At 64.4% G+C, this 15,912-nt stretch carries 16 protein-coding genes; 5 read left to right on the top strand and 11 right to left on the bottom strand.

Annotated features, from left to right (window positions below):
• Window positions 1-112 precede the first annotated feature (112 nt).
• On the top strand, window positions 113-1,738 hold the full coding sequence (locus ABIF91_RS34595) for a long-chain fatty acid--CoA ligase (RefSeq protein WP_028179222.1): 1,626 nt from the start codon (window positions 113-115) through the stop codon (window positions 1,736-1,738).
• A 54-nt stretch (window positions 1,739-1,792) separates the two neighbouring features.
• On the top strand, window positions 1,793-3,004 hold the full coding sequence (locus tag ABIF91_RS34590) for an acyl-CoA dehydrogenase family protein (protein WP_028179221.1): 1,212 nt from the start codon (window positions 1,793-1,795) through the stop codon (window positions 3,002-3,004).
• Between the two features lie 227 nt (window positions 3,005-3,231).
• Here ABIF91_RS34590 and ABIF91_RS34585 read toward each other — a convergent pair whose 3' ends face one another.
• From ABIF91_RS34585 to ABIF91_RS34565, 5 genes are all read right to left on the bottom strand, one after another.
• Window positions 3,232-4,140 carry an amino acid ABC transporter substrate-binding protein gene (locus ABIF91_RS34585; protein WP_028179220.1) on the bottom strand — a complete coding sequence of 303 codons (909 nt, stop codon included), beginning with the start codon at window positions 4,138-4,140 and terminating at the stop codon, window positions 3,232-3,234.
• A 139-nt stretch (window positions 4,141-4,279) separates the two neighbouring features.
• A complete protein-coding gene (locus ABIF91_RS34580; RefSeq protein WP_028179219.1) occupies window positions 4,280-5,713 on the bottom strand; it encodes an amidohydrolase family protein in 1,434 nt (477 codons plus the stop codon).
• 16 nt (window positions 5,714-5,729) lie between these two features.
• Window positions 5,730-6,755, bottom strand: coding sequence for an ABC transporter substrate-binding protein (locus ABIF91_RS34575; protein WP_028179218.1), 1,026 nt, complete (start codon window positions 6,753-6,755; stop codon window positions 5,730-5,732).
• A 40-nt stretch (window positions 6,756-6,795) separates the two neighbouring features.
• A complete protein-coding gene (locus ABIF91_RS34570) occupies window positions 6,796-7,488 on the bottom strand; it encodes an ABC transporter permease (protein ID WP_424579844.1) in 693 nt (230 codons plus the stop codon).
• 82 nt (window positions 7,489-7,570) lie between these two features.
• Window positions 7,571-8,428 (bottom strand): ABC transporter ATP-binding protein, encoded by an 858-nt coding sequence (locus ABIF91_RS34565; protein WP_035677604.1) that lies wholly within the window; start codon window positions 8,426-8,428, stop codon window positions 7,571-7,573.
• Window positions 8,429-8,625: 197 nt separating this feature from the next.
• On the opposite strand from ABIF91_RS34565, the gene ABIF91_RS34560 reads away from it, so the two are divergent.
• Window positions 8,626-9,384 (top strand): GntR family transcriptional regulator, encoded by a 759-nt coding sequence (locus ABIF91_RS34560; RefSeq protein ID WP_028179215.1) that lies wholly within the window; start codon window positions 8,626-8,628, stop codon window positions 9,382-9,384.
• Here ABIF91_RS34560 and ABIF91_RS34555 read toward each other — a convergent pair.
• The gene (locus ABIF91_RS34555; RefSeq protein ID WP_028179214.1) at window positions 9,381-9,797 is read right to left on the bottom strand and encodes a hypothetical protein; all 417 of its coding nucleotides are present in this window, start codon (window positions 9,795-9,797) and stop codon (window positions 9,381-9,383) included. The two genes, ABIF91_RS34560 and ABIF91_RS34555, sit on opposite strands and share 4 nt — an antisense overlap.
• Before the next feature lie 149 nt (window positions 9,798-9,946).
• Between ABIF91_RS34555 and ABIF91_RS34550 the strand changes: the two genes are divergently transcribed.
• The gene (locus tag ABIF91_RS34550) at window positions 9,947-11,200 is read left to right on the top strand and encodes an amidohydrolase family protein (RefSeq protein WP_028179213.1); all 1,254 of its coding nucleotides are present in this window, start codon (window positions 9,947-9,949) and stop codon (window positions 11,198-11,200) included.
• A 284-nt stretch (window positions 11,201-11,484) separates the two neighbouring features.
• Window positions 11,485-11,739 carry a hypothetical protein gene (locus ABIF91_RS34545; RefSeq protein WP_348522394.1) on the top strand — a complete coding sequence of 85 codons (255 nt, stop codon included), beginning with the start codon at window positions 11,485-11,487 and terminating at the stop codon, window positions 11,737-11,739.
• Here the strand turns inward: ABIF91_RS34545 and ABIF91_RS34540 are convergent, their stop codons facing one another.
• The 5 genes from ABIF91_RS34540 to ABIF91_RS34520 are packed head-to-tail and all read right to left on the bottom strand — an operon-like array spanning window position 11,740 to window position 15,880.
• On the bottom strand, window positions 11,740-12,663 hold the full coding sequence (locus tag ABIF91_RS34540; protein ID WP_028179211.1) for a DUF1932 domain-containing protein: 924 nt from the start codon (window positions 12,661-12,663) through the stop codon (window positions 11,740-11,742).
• Complete coding sequence (locus ABIF91_RS34535; RefSeq protein WP_028179210.1) at window positions 12,663-13,532, bottom strand: ABC transporter substrate-binding protein; 870 nt, start codon at window positions 13,530-13,532, stop codon at window positions 12,663-12,665. Before ABIF91_RS34535 ends, ABIF91_RS34540 begins: the two co-directional genes overlap by 1 nt.
• 24 nt (window positions 13,533-13,556) lie before the next feature.
• A complete protein-coding gene (locus ABIF91_RS34530) occupies window positions 13,557-14,240 on the bottom strand; it encodes a 4-carboxy-4-hydroxy-2-oxoadipate aldolase/oxaloacetate decarboxylase (RefSeq protein ID WP_028179209.1) in 684 nt (227 codons plus the stop codon).
• On the bottom strand, window positions 14,237-14,950 hold the full coding sequence (locus tag ABIF91_RS34525) for a PIG-L deacetylase family protein (protein ID WP_008552603.1): 714 nt from the start codon (window positions 14,948-14,950) through the stop codon (window positions 14,237-14,239). Before ABIF91_RS34525 ends, ABIF91_RS34530 begins: the two co-directional genes overlap by 4 nt.
• 51 nt (window positions 14,951-15,001) lie before the next feature.
• Window positions 15,002-15,880 carry an amidohydrolase family protein gene (locus ABIF91_RS34520; RefSeq protein WP_035717990.1) on the bottom strand — a complete coding sequence of 293 codons (879 nt, stop codon included), beginning with the start codon at window positions 15,878-15,880 and terminating at the stop codon, window positions 15,002-15,004.
• Window positions 15,881-15,912 lie beyond the last annotated feature (32 nt).

Here is a 15,912-nt window from a genome sequence, read left to right as displayed (position 1 = left end):
CATGCAATCATGCTCGCTGTTTTTTGCGTGAACGCCGCGTGGCGTTCCGCTAACCTCGCGCGCAAAATCACAAGCCTGCGCCATGCAACGACGCGGCGATCTGGAGGAGACCATGCAGGGATTGATGATGGACATGCCGCTTCTGATCAGCGGCCTGATCCAGTACGCAGCCGACTATCACGGCGAAGCGGAGATCGTCGCGCGCGAGATCGAAGGCGACATCCATCGCTACACCTATGCGGACGCGCATCCACGCATCAAGCGCATGGCGCTGGCGCTCAAGCGGCTCGGCACGAACCCCGGCGACCGCGTCGGCACACTGGCCTGGAACACCCATCGCCATTTCGAAATGTTCTACGCGGCGCCGGGCATGGGCTACGTGCTCCACACCGTCAACCCGCGGCTGTTTCCCGAACAGCTCGTCTACATCATCAATCATGCCGAAGACCGTCTGTTGTTCATCGACCGCGCCACGCTGCCGCTCGTCGAGGCGATCGCGCCGCAGCTCAAGACGATCGAGGCCTATGTCGTGATGTCCGCGCGCGAGCGCATGCCCGAGACGAAGCTCGCGAACGTCCATTGTTACGAAGAGCTTCTAGAGAGGGAGAACGAGGCCGGCTTCGCCTGGCCGGAGTTCGACGAGAAGTCCGCCTCGACCATCTGCTACACGTCGGGCACGACGGGCAATCCCAAGGGCGTGATCTATTCGCACCGCGCCGCGATCCTGCAGACGATGACCTGCTGCAATTTCGACTTCCTGCCGGGCCATGTCGAGGGCGTTCGCGAGGTGATGATGCCGATGGCGCCCCTCTTCCACGGCAATGGCTGGAACATGCCGTTCACGGCTCCCTATACCGGCTCGAAGCTGGTGCTGCCCGGCCGCAACTACGAGCCCGACAAGCTCTATGAATTGCTTGAAGGCGAGAAGGTGACGCTCTCGGCGGGCGTGCCGAGCTTCTGGCTGATCCTGCTCGACTGGCTCGGCCGCACCGGCAACAAATTCTCCACGCTGCGCGCAACGTTGTCGTCCGGCTCGGCGCCGCCGCGGGCGATGGTCGAGAAGCTGAAGCGCGACTATGGCATCGATTATATCCAGGCCTGGGGCATGACCGAGGCCCTGGGCTGCTCGATGCCGGGCTTGCGGCCCGGCTCGGAGCACCTCAGCGAGACGGAGAAATTCGACCGACGCCAGGTCTCGGGACGCGCCTGCTTCGGCACCGCGTTGCGCATCGTCGACGATGCCGGCAACGAGTTGCCGCGCGACGGCAAGACCGTCGGTCATCTGCGCGCCCGTGGCCCGTGGGTCGCTTCCGGCTACATGAAGCTGGAGGAAGGCCTCGATCGCGACGGGTGGCTGATCACCGGCGACATGGCGGTGATCGACCCGCAGGGTCACGTCACGTTGACCGACCGCTCCAAGGACGTGATCAAGTCAGGCGGCGAGTGGATCTCGTCGATCCAGCTCGAGGACATCGCCTTGTCTCACCCCGATGTGCTGCAAGCCGCCGTCGTCGCGATCGCGCACGAGAAATGGCAGGAGCGTCCCCTGCTCCTCGTCGTCCGCAAGAAGGGCGCGACCGTCGACGGCAAGACGCTGCTCGACCACATGCGCCCAAAGATCGCGAGCTGGTGGATGCCGGACGCGGTGGAATTCCTGGACGAATTCCCGATGACCGGCACCGGCAAGGTGCTGAAGTCGGCTCTGCGCGAGAAGTTCAGGGAATACCACGTCGCGTGACGCGACGCATCATCGCGCGGAAGTCCGCGCCGCCCTCGATCCAGGAGACGAAAGATGCTCTACCCGATGTCACCCAAAGTCGTCGAGCTCAAGCGCAAGCTCGAAAGCTTCATGGACCGGCACATCTATCCGAACGAGGAGCGCTTCTATCGCGAGGCCGAGGAGCTCGGGCCGTGGAAGGTCTATCCCGTCGTCGAGGAGCTGAAGCCGCTGGCGCGCGCCGAGGGGCTCTGGAATCTGTTCCTGCCGGAGTCCGGCCACGGCGCGGGTCTTTCCAATCTCGAATATGCCCCGCTCTGCGAGGTGATGGGGCGCTCGCACCTCGCGCCCGAGGTGTTCAACTGCTCGGCGCCCGATACCGGCAACATGGAGGTGCTGGAGCGCTACGGCACCGAGAAGGACAAGGAGCGCTGGCTGAAGCCGCTGCTTGCAGGCGAGATCCGCTCCTGCTTCGCCATGACCGAGCCCGCGGTCGCCTCGTCGGATGCGACCAACATCGAGAGCTCGATCGTGCGCGACGGCGACCACTACGTCATCAACGGCCGCAAATGGTACACGACGAATGCGACCGACCCGCGCTGCAAGATCTGCATCTTCATGGGCAAGACCGATCCCGACAATCCTGACCGCCACAAGCAGCAATCCATGATCCTGGTGCCGATGGACACGCCCGGAATCGAGGTGAAGCGTCCCCTGCCCGTGTTCGGCTTCTACGGCGTGCCCGACCGCGCCTCCGAAGTCGTGTTCACCAATGTGCGCGTGCCCAGGGAAAACATGCTGCTCGGCGAGGGCCGCGGTTTCGAGATCGCACAGGGCCGCCTCGGGCCCGGCCGCATCCATCACTGCATGCGCCTGATCGGTCTGGCCGAGCGCACGCTGGAGAAGATGTGCCGCCGCGTGCGCAGCCGGGTCGCCTTCGGCAAGCCGGTCTCGGAGCAGACGGTGACGCAGGAGCGCATCGCGGAAGCCCGCATCATGATCGAGCAGGCCCGGCTGCTGACGCTCAATGCGGCCCACGCGATGGACACGGTCGGCAACAAGGTGGCGAAGGCCGAGATCGCCATGATCAAGGTCGCCGTGCCCAACATGGCCTGCCAGATCATCGACTGGGCCATTCAGGCCCATGGCGGCGGCGGGACCTCGAACGATTTCGGCTTGACCCAGGCCTACGCCACCGCGCGCCTGCTGCGACTTGCCGATGGACCCGATGAGGTTCACCGCAACCAGATCGCACGGCTGGAGCTGAAGAAATATTCGAATGCGTAGCTGGGCATTGTCTGTTTCGCTAACCGGCGGCGGCGACTTTCTTCCTTCTCCCGTTGTGGGAGAAGGTGGCGCGAAGCGCCGGATGAGGGGTATCCATCCGCACGCACGAATTTAGAGTTTCGCGCGCGGAGACATACCCCTCATCCGAGTTAGCTTTTGTCTACGAGCGGAGCTGCCCTCTCCCACAAGAAGGGGAGACGGCGCAATAATGCGCAGCGTCTCAGCCCTCAGTTCACCACATACACATCAGGATCGGCGCTCGAGCTCGGCTTCTTGAAGGCGTTGCGCAAGGCCGGAGACATCGGGACGTTGTAATTGAGGCCGTTCGGCGGGGTCGGCGATTGCAGCCACTTCCTGTAGAGCACCTCGATCTCCGGGCTTGCGTAGAGCTCCGCTGTGGCGCGGTCGGCAAGCGCCTTGAATGGCGCGTCCTCCCGCCGCAGCATGATGCCGTAGGGCTCCGGCTTGGAGAACGCCTCCTCGCTGATCATGTAGGCTTGCGGCTCCTTCGAGCGGGCGATCGCAACCGCGAGCTGGACGTCGTCGAGCGCATAGGCCTGGGCGCGGTCGGTTTCCAGCAACAGGAAGGCCTCGGCCTGGTCCTTGGCCGGCATCACATTGATGCCGAGATTGCGCTCGGTGTTGACCTTTGCAAGCTGCGTCAGGTTGACCGATCCCGCCACCGCGGTGACCGCCTTGCCCTTGAGATCGTCGATGGTGTTGATCTTGGCGGCCTTCTTGGCCGCGAACCGCGTCGCGCTGAGGAAATGCGTGTTGGTGAAGGCGACCTGCTTCTGACGGTCGGCATTGTTGGTGGTCGCCGAGCAATGCAGATCGAGCGTGCCGTTGACCATCAAGGGAATCCGGTTCGACGAGGTCACGGCGAGCGTGTCGACGGCGATGTCGGGCATGCCGAGCTGCTTCTTCACGGCCTCGACGATCTTGAGGCAGATGTCCATGGCAAAGCCGACCGGCTTCTGGTTGCCGTCCAGATAACTGAACGGGACCGAGGCCTCCTGGTAGCCCAGCGTGATCTTCCTGCTCTCCTTGACCTTCTGAAGCGTGCCCGTGAGGTCCTCGGCTGATGCTGCGCCCGCAAGACATGTCAGGGCCAGGATAAGGGTGGGTAGACGCATCGGCTGCTCCTGGATGGGTCGTCGACCGGGGTCGAGACGAGAGATCGCGGAGGTGATAACCGACACAGGCGGCGTCCACCAGACGGGACAGCGACTACCAGCCATCGCACTTTTCGATCCTGTCCGAACGGGAGGCGCTTCACTGACATGTCAGCTGCTGTTCGAACCAGCCGCTCAAGCGGTCCGACAGGGGTTGCCACATCCGCTGGAAGTTCGCGAGCTTGCCCGCGCCGGTCCGATACAGCGCCCGCAATTCCTGCTCGATGGCCGGCAGATCAACGCCGGAACAGACCCCGTCCCTCACGATCGTCTTGCTGGCGACGACGACCTCCTTCACCAGGGACGCATTGCCGCGCGCGAACAGCAGCGCCATGGGGTCGACCGGCATGATCCGGTCGCGGTCGAGCCGGTCGAGATCGATCACGACGTAGTCGGCGGGGTTTCCGGGACCGAGCTCGCCGCTCCCGGGCGCGCCGGTGGCGCGGCGCCCGTTGCGGATGGCGAGCGAGAACATCTCGGCCGGCGTCCACGTCTGCCTGAAGCCGAGGCCGCCATGGGCCATCTGCACCAGCCTCATTTCCCGCAGGATGTCGTCGTCCTCGTCCAGCGCCAGCCCGTCGACGCCGACAGCGATGGCGCAGCCGCATTTGTGCGCGGCGGCAATCGGAGCGAGCCCCGAGCGCAGATGCATGTTCGAGCTGAAATTGGTGACGATGCGCGTACCGGAGGCCGCGATCATCTCAAGCTCATCCGGGCGGGCGTGGATGCAGTGCGTCAGCGTCAGCCGCTCGGAGAGGAAGCCAATGTCGCGCAGCCAGCGCACCATGTCCGGAAAATTCTGATCGGCCCAGGCGCGCTGGTACACGGTCTCCAGCAGATGCATGTGGATCCGGCGGCCGGTTCGCGCCGAATTCTCCGCCACCGCTTCCAGCAGCGGCTTTGAGCACCATTGCACGCCGGCAGGCCCGAGCTGCACGTCCACCATCGGACCGGCGATGGCCGCGGCAATGGCGTCCGTGAGCTCAATATACGCCTTTGGCGGCATCGGCGCGCGGACGAACAGCTCCTCGACGGTCTTGCGAGCATCGCCGGAGAGACGCGAGAGCACCGGCTCGGCATCACCGTAGACGATCGGATTCTGGTCACGCACGGCCATCGCGAACGCGATGCGGATGCCGACGTCGGACGCAGCCTTCGCGATGGCTTTCGCCTCGTCGACCAGGGGCATCGTCCCGCTCGGGCGTGTGTAATGCACCATCATCGCCGCGCAGCCGGCCCTGGCGGAACGCGCCAATGCGGAGGCCGCGGTCAGATAGGGATCGACAGGCGTGCCCAGCGCGGTGCGCAGGATCCAGCTCTCCAGGGGCATGCCGACCGCGCCGAAGGACGACGCGGTGGCACGGGCGTGGTCATGGGCGTTGACGAAGGCCGGGATGACGAAGGAACGTGGCCCCCGCCCCGCGCCTTCCGCGATTTCGGTGATGACGCCGCCATCGTGCCGCAGCACGACATTGTCGCAGACACCGAGGTCAGGGCCACGGAACAGGCTCGTTGCCGAAATCTCCGTGGCCATGGCCGTCGCTCCGGGATCAGTTGGCCGTATACACCAGCTCCCGCTCCGCGCGGGGCGGCAGGAACTCGCGCGAGAACACCTCCGCCGGCGTCGGCGTCCGGGCCAGCTGATAGCCCTCGACCACGATGCCGATGGCGCGTGCCATGCGGTCATCCTTGATGTCGCCGATGCCGATTTCCTTCATCTCCGGCGAGACGATCAGCTTCTCGAAGGAATATTGCAGCCGGCGCTTCTCGACGTCGGCGTTGATGAGGTTGTCGTAGTTCGTCGCCGCCTTCATGCCGGCATTCTGGTCCTTGGCAACCGCGATCGCGCCCTTGTTGATGGCGCGCACCAGGCCCGCGACGGCCTTCGGGTTCGAGGCGATCAGCTTGCGGGAGACCATCACGCCGTTCGAATAAAGATCGAGGCCGTACTCACCGAACGAGAACCATTTGAAATCCTTGTCCGGATCCTGGCGGTTCAGCACCAGGTTGAAATAGCTGGTGATGTTGAAGACGAGGGCTGCATCGATGTCGCCCTTGATCAGCATCGGCTCCTGCAGGTTCGGCGCCATGTTGGAGATCTTGATTTTCTCGCCGTCGAGACCGTTCTTGCGTGTGAACACCGGCAGGAGGCGCGTCGTCGGCGTGCCCTGCGCGCCGCCGAGCGTGTGGCCTTCGAAATCCTTGATGGTGTTGATGCCGCTGGTCTTCTTGGCGACGATCGCGAACGGCGGCTGGTTCCACATCATGTAGACCATGACGGGCGCCTCCTGCGGCTTGCTCGAGGCATTCTGGATGATGGCATTGACGTCGCCGAAGCCGGCGTCATAGGCGCCGGACATCACGCGCGTGACGGTGGCGCCGGAGCCCTCGCCCTGGTCGATGATGACGTTGAGGCCCTCCTCCTTGAAGAAGCCGTTGTCCTTGGCATAGAAGAACGCGGCGTCGCTGCCCTGGGTCTTCCAGCCCAGCGTGAACTTGATCGTGGTTTCTTCCGCCGTGGCGGCTCCTGCGGACAGCGCCAATCCCACCAGCGCCGCACTTAACTTCCTCAACATCGAGACCTCCTCAGTTTCGTTGCGTGACGGTTCAGGAATTTCAGGTTGCGATCACGTCGTTCTTGCGCGTCGCCCAGCCGGTGACCCGACCCTCGATCAGCGAGAACACGACGTAGAGTGCGACGCCGAGCCCGGCGAGCACGAACAGGCCGGCGAACACCAGCGGCACGTTGAAATTGGAGGACGCGGTCATCATGACGTTGCCGATGCCGCGGTTGGAGGCGACGGTCTCCGACAGCACCGCGCCGACGAAAGCGTACGAGATCGCGACCTTCAGCGAGGCGAAGAAGAAGGGCATGGTCCTGGGCAGGCCGACGTTCCAGAGGATGTCGAGCTTGCTGGCGCCGAGCGCCTTCAAGACATCCTCGAGCTCGGGCTCGGTGGTCGCAAGGCCCGTGGCGATGTTCACGACGATCGGGAAGAAGCAGATCGACAGCGCGGTCAGCACCGCCGGCACCGTGCCGGAGCCGAACCACAGCACGAAGATCGGCACCACCGCGACCTTGGGGATCGAGGAGAAGCCGATCAACAGCGGGTAGCAGGTGTCATAGGCCGTCTTTGACACGCCGATGATGGCGCCGAGGGCGACGCCGAGCGCGACACCGAGGACGAAGCCGAACATCGTGGTGGCCAGTGTCTGCACGATGTGCGGCCACAGCACCGGGAAGCGCTGGTACAACGTCACGAACACCTGCGAGGGTCGCGGCAGCACGAGATCCGACATGCCGGTCATCAGGCAGAACAGCTCCCAGGCGACGAAGAACAACACGATCAGCCCCGCCGACCCGCTTTCTGCCTGATATCGATCCCGAACATCAGCCCGCCCCCTGCTCAGCCGCGCTGCGCGCATCCTCGATGAAGGTCCGCAGCTTCTGGTTCAGCGCGACGAATTCCGGCTCGAAGGTCATGGCGACGGTGCGCGGGCGCGCAAACGCGACGCGGCTGTCGTCGAGGATGCGGCCGGGACGCGCGCTCATCACGCAGATGCGGCTGGCGAGAAAGCCGGCCTCGCGCAGATCGTGGGTGACCAGCAGCACCGTCGGCTTGTGCGTCATCCAGAGGTTCTGCAGGATCGCCCACAGCTCTTCGCGGGTGAACTGGTCGAGCGCGCCGAACGGCTCGTCCAGCAGCAGCATGCGCGGTTCGTGGATCAGGGCGCGGCAGAGATTGGCACGCTGGAGCATGCCGCCGGAGAGCTGCCAGGGGTAACGGCTGCCAAAACCCTTGAGGCCGACCTGCTCCAGCAGCGCGTTGGCCTTGTCGCGAAACTCAGTCTTGCGCAGCCTGCGGAAGTTGGAGCGGAACGGCTCGACGATCTTCAGCGGCAACATGATGTTCCGCTCGATCGTCATCCACGGCAGCATGGTCGGATTCTGGAAGGCCATGCCGACCCGCATCGCTCGGGCCGCGACCTCGCGGCCGCCGACGATGACGACGCCGCTGGTCGGCTGCACGAGGCCGCTGACGAGACGCAGAATGGTCGATTTGCCGCATCCTGACGGACCGACCAGTGCGACAAACTCGCCGTCGGCGATCTTCAGCGTGGTTTTCGACAGGGCGGGCACGGCGCGGTCGCCGCGCCCGAAGGTCACGGAAGCCTCGGACAGTTCGATGGCCGTGGCGGCGGCGCCTTCGGGAACGGGCTGGCCGTCAAACTGGGCGTTGGGTTGCATGCGCATCACAGCCAAAGTGCATGCAAGCTGGGTGCCAGTCCAAGGTCCCCCGCAAATTCAATGATTTGCCAAATGCCCGCGGCGAACGGCCGGATTCCTTTTAGGCAATCTCGACATCAAACTGCATGCAATTGGAGCGCCGGATCGCTGCAGGACTGTGCTAAAGAGAGGCTTCGACCCATCTCAAGGATTCGCCGATGGCGGCGCGCCCCAGCAGCAAGACTTCTGAATCGTCGGACAAGGTCAGCGTGATCTGCCGCGCGCTCAGGCGCGCGATCATCGAGCAGGCGCTGGAGCCCGGCGCAAAGCTGCCGGAGGATGCACTCGGCGAGCGTTTCGGCGTCAGCCGCACCATTGCCCGCCATGCGCTGGGCCAGCTCGCAGCGGAAGGCCTCGTCGAGCTGCGCCGCAACCGGATCGCGGTGGTGGCAACGCCGAGCTGGCAGGAGGCGCGTGATGCCTTCGACATCCGTATCGAACTCGAACGGCTCGTCGTGCGCCAGCTCGCGGGCAAGCTGACCAAGGCGCAGATCGCCGAGCTGAACGCCCATGTCGACGCCGAGGATCGCGCGCGCGGCGGCACGGATGCGGTCTCGATCCGGCTCGCCACCGAATTCCACATCCTGCTCGCGCACATGACGAACAGTCCGATCCTGGTCCGCTATGTCAGCGAGGTCGCCTATCGCTGCTGCCTGACGCTGTCGCTCTACAGCCGGCCGCATTCCAGCGAATGTGCTATCAACGAGCACCGCGCCATCATCGCCGCGCTCGCAAAGGGCGACGAGGCCAAGGTGATGGAGCTGATGCATCATCACCTTGATTCCGTGGCCAATCGCGCGCTGGTGGCTCCTACCCCCCAGCGCGGCCGGGATCTGCTCGATATCCTCGCCCCCTATGCCGACGAGGTGACGAGCGATCGCGTCGTCAAGCTGCCGAAAATCGCGCGGAGGGGCTAAGCCTCGATGCCGCGCTGAACGAGGATGCGCTCGACGCTGTCGTTCCACACGTCCATCTTCACGATCTGGCCGCCCTTCACCACGAAGCGATCGACATAGCGATTGCCCTCGAATGGCGTGCCGTCCATCCATTCGCCATAGAGCGTCCCGACGCTGTAGACGACGGTCTCGTCCGCACCGGGGCAGACATCGAAGCGGTCCATCTTTTTCTTCACCCAGCGATACCGCCTGGCGTTGAATCCGGTCGGCCCGCGCGGATGATCGAACTCGCGCCCGCCGGTAAACGTGATCACCGTGCCCGGCTTCATATAGGCCGCCGCGGCATCGGGATCGGGAATCATCGACGCCGTGAGATAGGCTTCGACGATCTCGGCGTCAGTCATCGGACGTTCGGCGTTTGCGGGGGCGGACATGGCGGGGTTCTCCAGGTGGGAGATATCTTACGATCCATGGGCCAAAGTGCATGCACATTTTTTGAACAGCGGAGCGGCATAAGTGCACACAATCTGGAGCTGCCTGCTCCTCCAGCTTCGGCTAGCTTGCCAAGGCTGAATCCAACGCCATGACCACCGAGACCGCCTTCGACCTCATCTTCCGCAACGCGCTGTTGCGCTCATCCGCCGCACCCGTCGATATCGGCGTGAACGGCGGCCGCATCGCCGCGATCGAGCCGAAGCTGACCTGCGAAGGGGGGCTTGCCTGCGAGGCCGTCGAGGTCGGCGGCCGCCTCGCCCTGCCCGGTTTCGTCGATACCCACATCCATCTCGACAAGGCCTGCCTGCTCGGCCGCTGCGGGCACGATCACGGCAGCGTCTCGGAAGCGATCCGCGCCGTCGCCGGGATGAAGAAGGATTTCACCGTCGAGGACGTCTACGCGCGCGGCGCAAGAGTGCTCGAACGCGCCATCGTGCACGGCACCACGCGCATGCGCACGCATGTCGAGATTGACCCGCGCATCGGCTTGCGCGGATTTGAGGCGGTGAAGGCGCTCAAGCGCGACTACGCCTGGGCGATCGATCTCGAACTCTGTGTGTTCCCGCAGGAAGGGCTGACCAACGATCCCGGAGCCGAAGAACTGCTGATCGAGGCGCTCCGCGAGGGCGGTGAAGCCATCGGCGGCTGTCCCTACATGGACACCGACCCGAATGCGCATCTCGCGCGCATCTTCGATCTCGCGCAGGAATTCGACGTCGACATCGACCTCCATCTCGATTTCGATCTCGACCCCTCCTGGTGGCATCTCGACCAGGTCTGCCGTCAGACCGAGCGGCGCAACTACGGAGGACGCGTGGCGATCGGCCACGCTACGAAGCTGTCGGCTTTGCCGCCGGAGCCGCTCAAAGCCGCCACCGCGCAGCTGGCAAGAGCCGGCGTTGCCGTCACCGTGCTGCCCGCGACCGATCTCTATCTGATGGGGCGCGAGGCCACCCACAACGCGCCGCGCGGACTGACACTCGCCCACAAGCTTGCGGGCGACGGCATCGTGTGCTCGGTCGCGACCAACAACGTGCTCAATCCCTTCACGCCGTTCGGCGACGCCTCGCTGCTGCGGATGGCAAATTTCTACGCCAATGTCGCGCACGCCTCGGTGAGCGATTTCGACACCTGCCTCGATCTGGTGACCGAGCTGCCGGCCCGGCTGATGAACCTTGACGATTACGGCATCAAGGTCGGCAATCCCGCCGACCTCATCGTGCTCGATACGCAAGACAGCCGCTTCGCTGTCGCCGAGTTGCCCGATGTCCTGATGGGCTTCAAAGGCGGCCGACAGACATTTGCACGGCAACGGCCCACCCTGTTCACTCCCAAGAGCTGAGAGCGGTTCCGCTCATATCCCGGACATCGCGCGATGCTCCACCCGGGCGTTCCGAGTCGGTCATCACGACGTCCGGACACCTGCCTGGCCATGGAGTTTTATTTTACCGCCGGATCGAGCCCGCCCTAGACCGGTAGAATCCCGGACCGTAGCCGAACGCGTTGCGAGGCCGGCGACGCCGACCATAACTACGATCCGCCCTGACCACCTGCGTTCAGTGGAGAAGTATCGGTATGTTCAGCTCATTCGGCAGCATCGATGATGAAACGCCCACCGATACGGCGGTGAAGCGGCTCGACGGCATCGGCCACGTTCTTTCGGGTCTCGATATCTCGGCGATCCAGACGCAGGACGACATGAACCGCACGCTCTGGACGCTCGACGCGGCCAGCAAATGCGTTCGCGCCGTGCTGGCGGAGTTCCGCACGCAGCCGGCCACGGAACAGCTGGTCCGCAAATCCAGACATCTGATCGACCTGATCGAACGCGCCCGCGATCAGGTCGTGAGCTTTCAGGAAAGCCGCGCGGTCCTGAGCTGACTACTTGGTGCGCTTCATCTTCGCGAGGATCCGGTCGGCCTCGGTCCGCCAATCCGCGCTACGGGCGAAGTCTTCCGTGCCCCTGGCGCCGAACAGCCCTTCATCGGCGAGATCAGCCACCCAGGCCTGCCGTTCGGCAGTGCCTTGCGCGGACCATGGCGTCAAACCCGCCTCGCGCACGGTTTCGGCGACCTCACGCACCTCCTCGGCGCGGCGACGGCCGTGCTCGATCACGCGCTGGAAGCAATAGGCGCCCTGTTTCTCCCAGTCGATGCCGGGGAACGTCTCCGCGAGCGAGGCCAGCACCGCGTCCTCGACACCATAGGCGCGCGCGGTGGTGAAGCTTTCGATCACCATCGCCTCCAGGCCCTTGATCATGATGCTGCGGCACATCTTCACCGCAGAGGATACGCCGAGCCTGTCGCTCGCAACCTTCGCGGCAAAGCCGATCGCGTTCAACAGCGGCTCCAGCTCCCTCGCACCGGGCCCGCCGAGCAGCAGCGGCACCTTGATGCGATAGGGCGGCACCGAGGTCATCACCGCGCCCTCGACATAGCGCCCGGCAGCGCCGTCGATCAGGGCGGCGGCGCGCTGCTTGGCACCCGGCGATGCCGAATTGAAATCGAGAAACCAGGTGCCCTGATTGATCGCCGCCGCGCAGGCCTTTGCGACCGGAACGGCCTGGCTGGCGGTGACCGCGGAGATGATGAAATCGGATTTCGCGGTCAGCTCGGCGTGAGACCCTGCGAGCACCACGCCGAACCTCGCGGCATGCTCCTTCAGCGGCGCACCCTGCTCGCCACCGAGCTTGATGTCATAGGCGGAGACCCTGATGTCCTGCTGACGCAAATCCTCTGCCAGAATCCTGCCGACCTCGCCATAGCCGACCAGTCCGATCTGCCAGCGCCTTGGATCACCTGCCATCAGTTCAATCCTCGTGTCGTCTCGTCGAAGAGATCCTCGACCGCATAGCGGCGCGGGATCAGCGATTGCTGGAAGGCGTAGTCGACGATCAGCTCGAGCGGCCTCCTGTTCGCTTCGATCCCGAACGGGATGAGGTCGGGCGTCGCCGCGGGCCCTGCCCGCTCCTTGCTCCGCTTGAGCAGATCATAGACGCCCGCGACCACGTCAGGACGCGATTTCGCAAGCTTCTCAGTCACGACCACGAGATGGTTGACCGGCACGATGCCGCGACGGGCGTACCATTTGGCGGCCTCGGCGGCGGGATCAGGGAATAGCGGCTTCAGCTTGGGATTGTCAGAAGTCTCGCCGAGCACGGCATCGAGCTCGCCGTCGATCAGCATCTGGAGAATGTTCTTGTCCTTCGGCGCGCGCTCGGCGGTGTCGACATATTCGGCCACGTGCGGATCCTCGAAGGTCACCCAGCGGATCCTGTCGAGATCGACGCCGTAGTCGTTGGCGAGGATGCCCCTGATCCAGGCGCCCGTCGTGGTCGTGAAGGAGCGGATACCGACACGCTTGCCTTCGAGATCGGTCGGCCCGAGCGTCCCCCTTTCAGGATTGTAGAGCGCGTAGGCATGCTGGAAGCGTCCGAGCATGGTCGCCGGCAGCAATACCAGCGGCTTGCCGTGCGCCTTCGCCATCAGGTAGGTGACGATCGCCATCTCGCAGACGTCGAAGGCCTGCTCGCGCACCATCGGTTTGAATGCCGTGTTGGTCGGCGTATACGCGATGAAGTCCAGATCGAACAGATCAGAGCGGAGCTCGCCGCTCTTCACCGCCTGGACATGAGGGTGGCTGCCGAGAACGGCTTTCAGCTTGAGACGATCCATCCGCCCGCTCCGCTTTCCGTCGCTTCAGACGTCCTCGGGATTGTCGACATACACCAGTCCGGCCTTCGTCAGCGCCTCGCGCATGCCGTACATGTCGAGGCCGAGTTCGCCCGAGGCGAGCCGCTTGCGCTTGCCGCCCTCATCCGCGTTGCGCTTTTTCGCCCTCTCGGCCACCTCGGCCGCATAGCGCTTCGGCACCACCACCACGCCGTCGTCATCGGCCACGACGATGTCGCCGGGATCGACATTGACGCCGGCGCAGACCACGGGAACGTTGACCGAGCCGAGCGTGGCCTTGACCGTGCCCTTGGCGGAGATCGCGCGTGACCACACTGGAAAGCGCATCTCGTGCAGCGCTTTGACGTCGCGGCATCCGGCGTCGATGATCAATCCCTGGACGCCCCGCGCCTGCAGCGACGTCGCAAGCAGCTCGCCGAACATGCCGTCGGTGTTGTCGGTGGTGCAGCCGACGACGAGGACGTCGCCCTTCCTGCATTGCTCGACCGCGACATGGATCATCCAGTTGTCGCCGGGCTGCGCCAGCACCGTCACCGCCGGTCCGGCGATCGACGCGCCCGCCCAGACCGGACGCAAGTAAGGCTTCATCAGGCCGATGCGGCCATAGGCCTCGTGCACGGTTGAGACACCGTATTCTGCCATCCCGGCGGGATCGGCGCGCTTGATGTTGCAAACGACGACCGGCTTCATGCCAATTCCTCGGCGACGGTCGGAAACAAGCGCTGATAGGCCTCGCCATAGGTCATGGGCACGCCGGTGTTGCGGCTGCCCTGGATGCCGCGGTTGAGCGCGACGCGCTCGTAATAACCCCATAGATGCTTCTGCGCGGCGAGGATCTGGAACGCCTCGTACTTCTCCTTCCAGACCTCGTCGATCTTGAGGAGGAGGTCCGGCTTGTAGTTGCACTGCTCCGGCTGATGCGGCTCGAACAGGAACACCGGCGGCGCGGAATATTTGTATTGCGCGCCGGGCTTGTGGCCCATCGCCTGCGCGACCACGCGCGTCTCCTGCGCGAAATGCGCCGCATTCGGATGGTCGAAATTATAGGGATCTTCCAGCGCGTGCGTCAGTACGAAGCTCGGATTGAGCTCGCGGTAGATGTCGACCATGCGGTCGAAATGCGCCTCGGTGAGCTTGAGCGGATAATCACCACAGTCGAAGAACTCGATCTCGGCACCCAACAGCTTTGCGGCCCGCTCCGCCTCGTCCTTGCGGCCGGCCTTGACCGATTCAAGCGTCGCGCCTTTCTCCTTCCAGGCGAACTGGCTCTCGCCGCGCTCGCCGAACGACAGGCAGACGATCTTCATGCGATAGCCCTTCTTCGCATGCAGCGCGATGGCGCCGCCGGCGCGCCAGACGAAATCGCCGGGATGGGCGGTGATCACGAGACCAGTTTTCATGGGACGAACTCCCTTCTTTCGTTTGTAGGCATCATATTGATCGGAGCCCCTTCATTGGTCGAAGCCAAACAGGCGCGCGGGATTGTCGACCAGAATCTTCTGCTGAAACTCCGGCTCCGGCGCGAACAGCGGGATCAGATCGACGAGGTCGCCGTCATTCGGCATCACCTTGACGTTGGGATGCGGCCAGTCCGTGCCCCAGATGACGCGATCCGGCGCGGCCTCGACGATCTTTCGCGCGAACGGCACCGCATCCGTGAACGGCGGACCGGCCGAGGACACCCGCTCCGAGCCGCAGATCTTGACCCAGCACTTCTCGTCGCGTTGCATCAGCTCGATCAGGATCCTGAACGGCAGCTGATCGAGCCCGTCGGCAGTCTTCACGCGGCCCATATGGTCGATGGTGTAGTTCAGCGGCAGCTTTGTCAGCATGTCGGCATATTCCGGCAGGTCGATCGCATCGAAGTGCAGATCGATGTGCCAGCCGAGCGGCGTGACCATCGCGACGATGCGGTCGAACACACGTTTGTCGGGCACGCCGCCGAGATGGCGAACGAAATTGAAGCGGCAGCCGCGGAAGCCGCCGTCATGCAGCACGCGGAGCTCGCGTTCGGTGATGGTGTCGTCGATATTGGCGACGGCACGGTAGGCACCGCTGCTCTGCGCGATGGCATCCAGCGCGACCGTGTTGTCGGTGCCGTGCACGCTGGCATTGACGATGACGGCGCGCTCGACGCCGAGCTTGGCGTGCAGCGCGCGAAAATCCTCCAGCGGCGCGTCAGGCGGCGTGTAGGAGCGATCCGGCGCGTAAGGATATTTCGCGCCGGGCCCGAAGATGTGGCAATGCGCATCGCAGGACAGCTTCGGCAGCTTGAACTTCGGCGTGCGCGTGTTTGGATCGGGCGGCGGAATGGTTGGCGTGTACATCATCGTCGTCAGGTGAGCCCGCCGAAGCGAGACCG

It is taken from the genome of Bradyrhizobium sp. USDA 241, assembly GCF_049739505.1.
Classification (GTDB): domain Bacteria; phylum Pseudomonadota; class Alphaproteobacteria; order Rhizobiales; family Xanthobacteraceae; genus Bradyrhizobium; species Bradyrhizobium liaoningense.
Note: the sequence above shows the minus strand (reverse complement) of the source record. Positions and strands in the feature narration are given on the sequence as shown.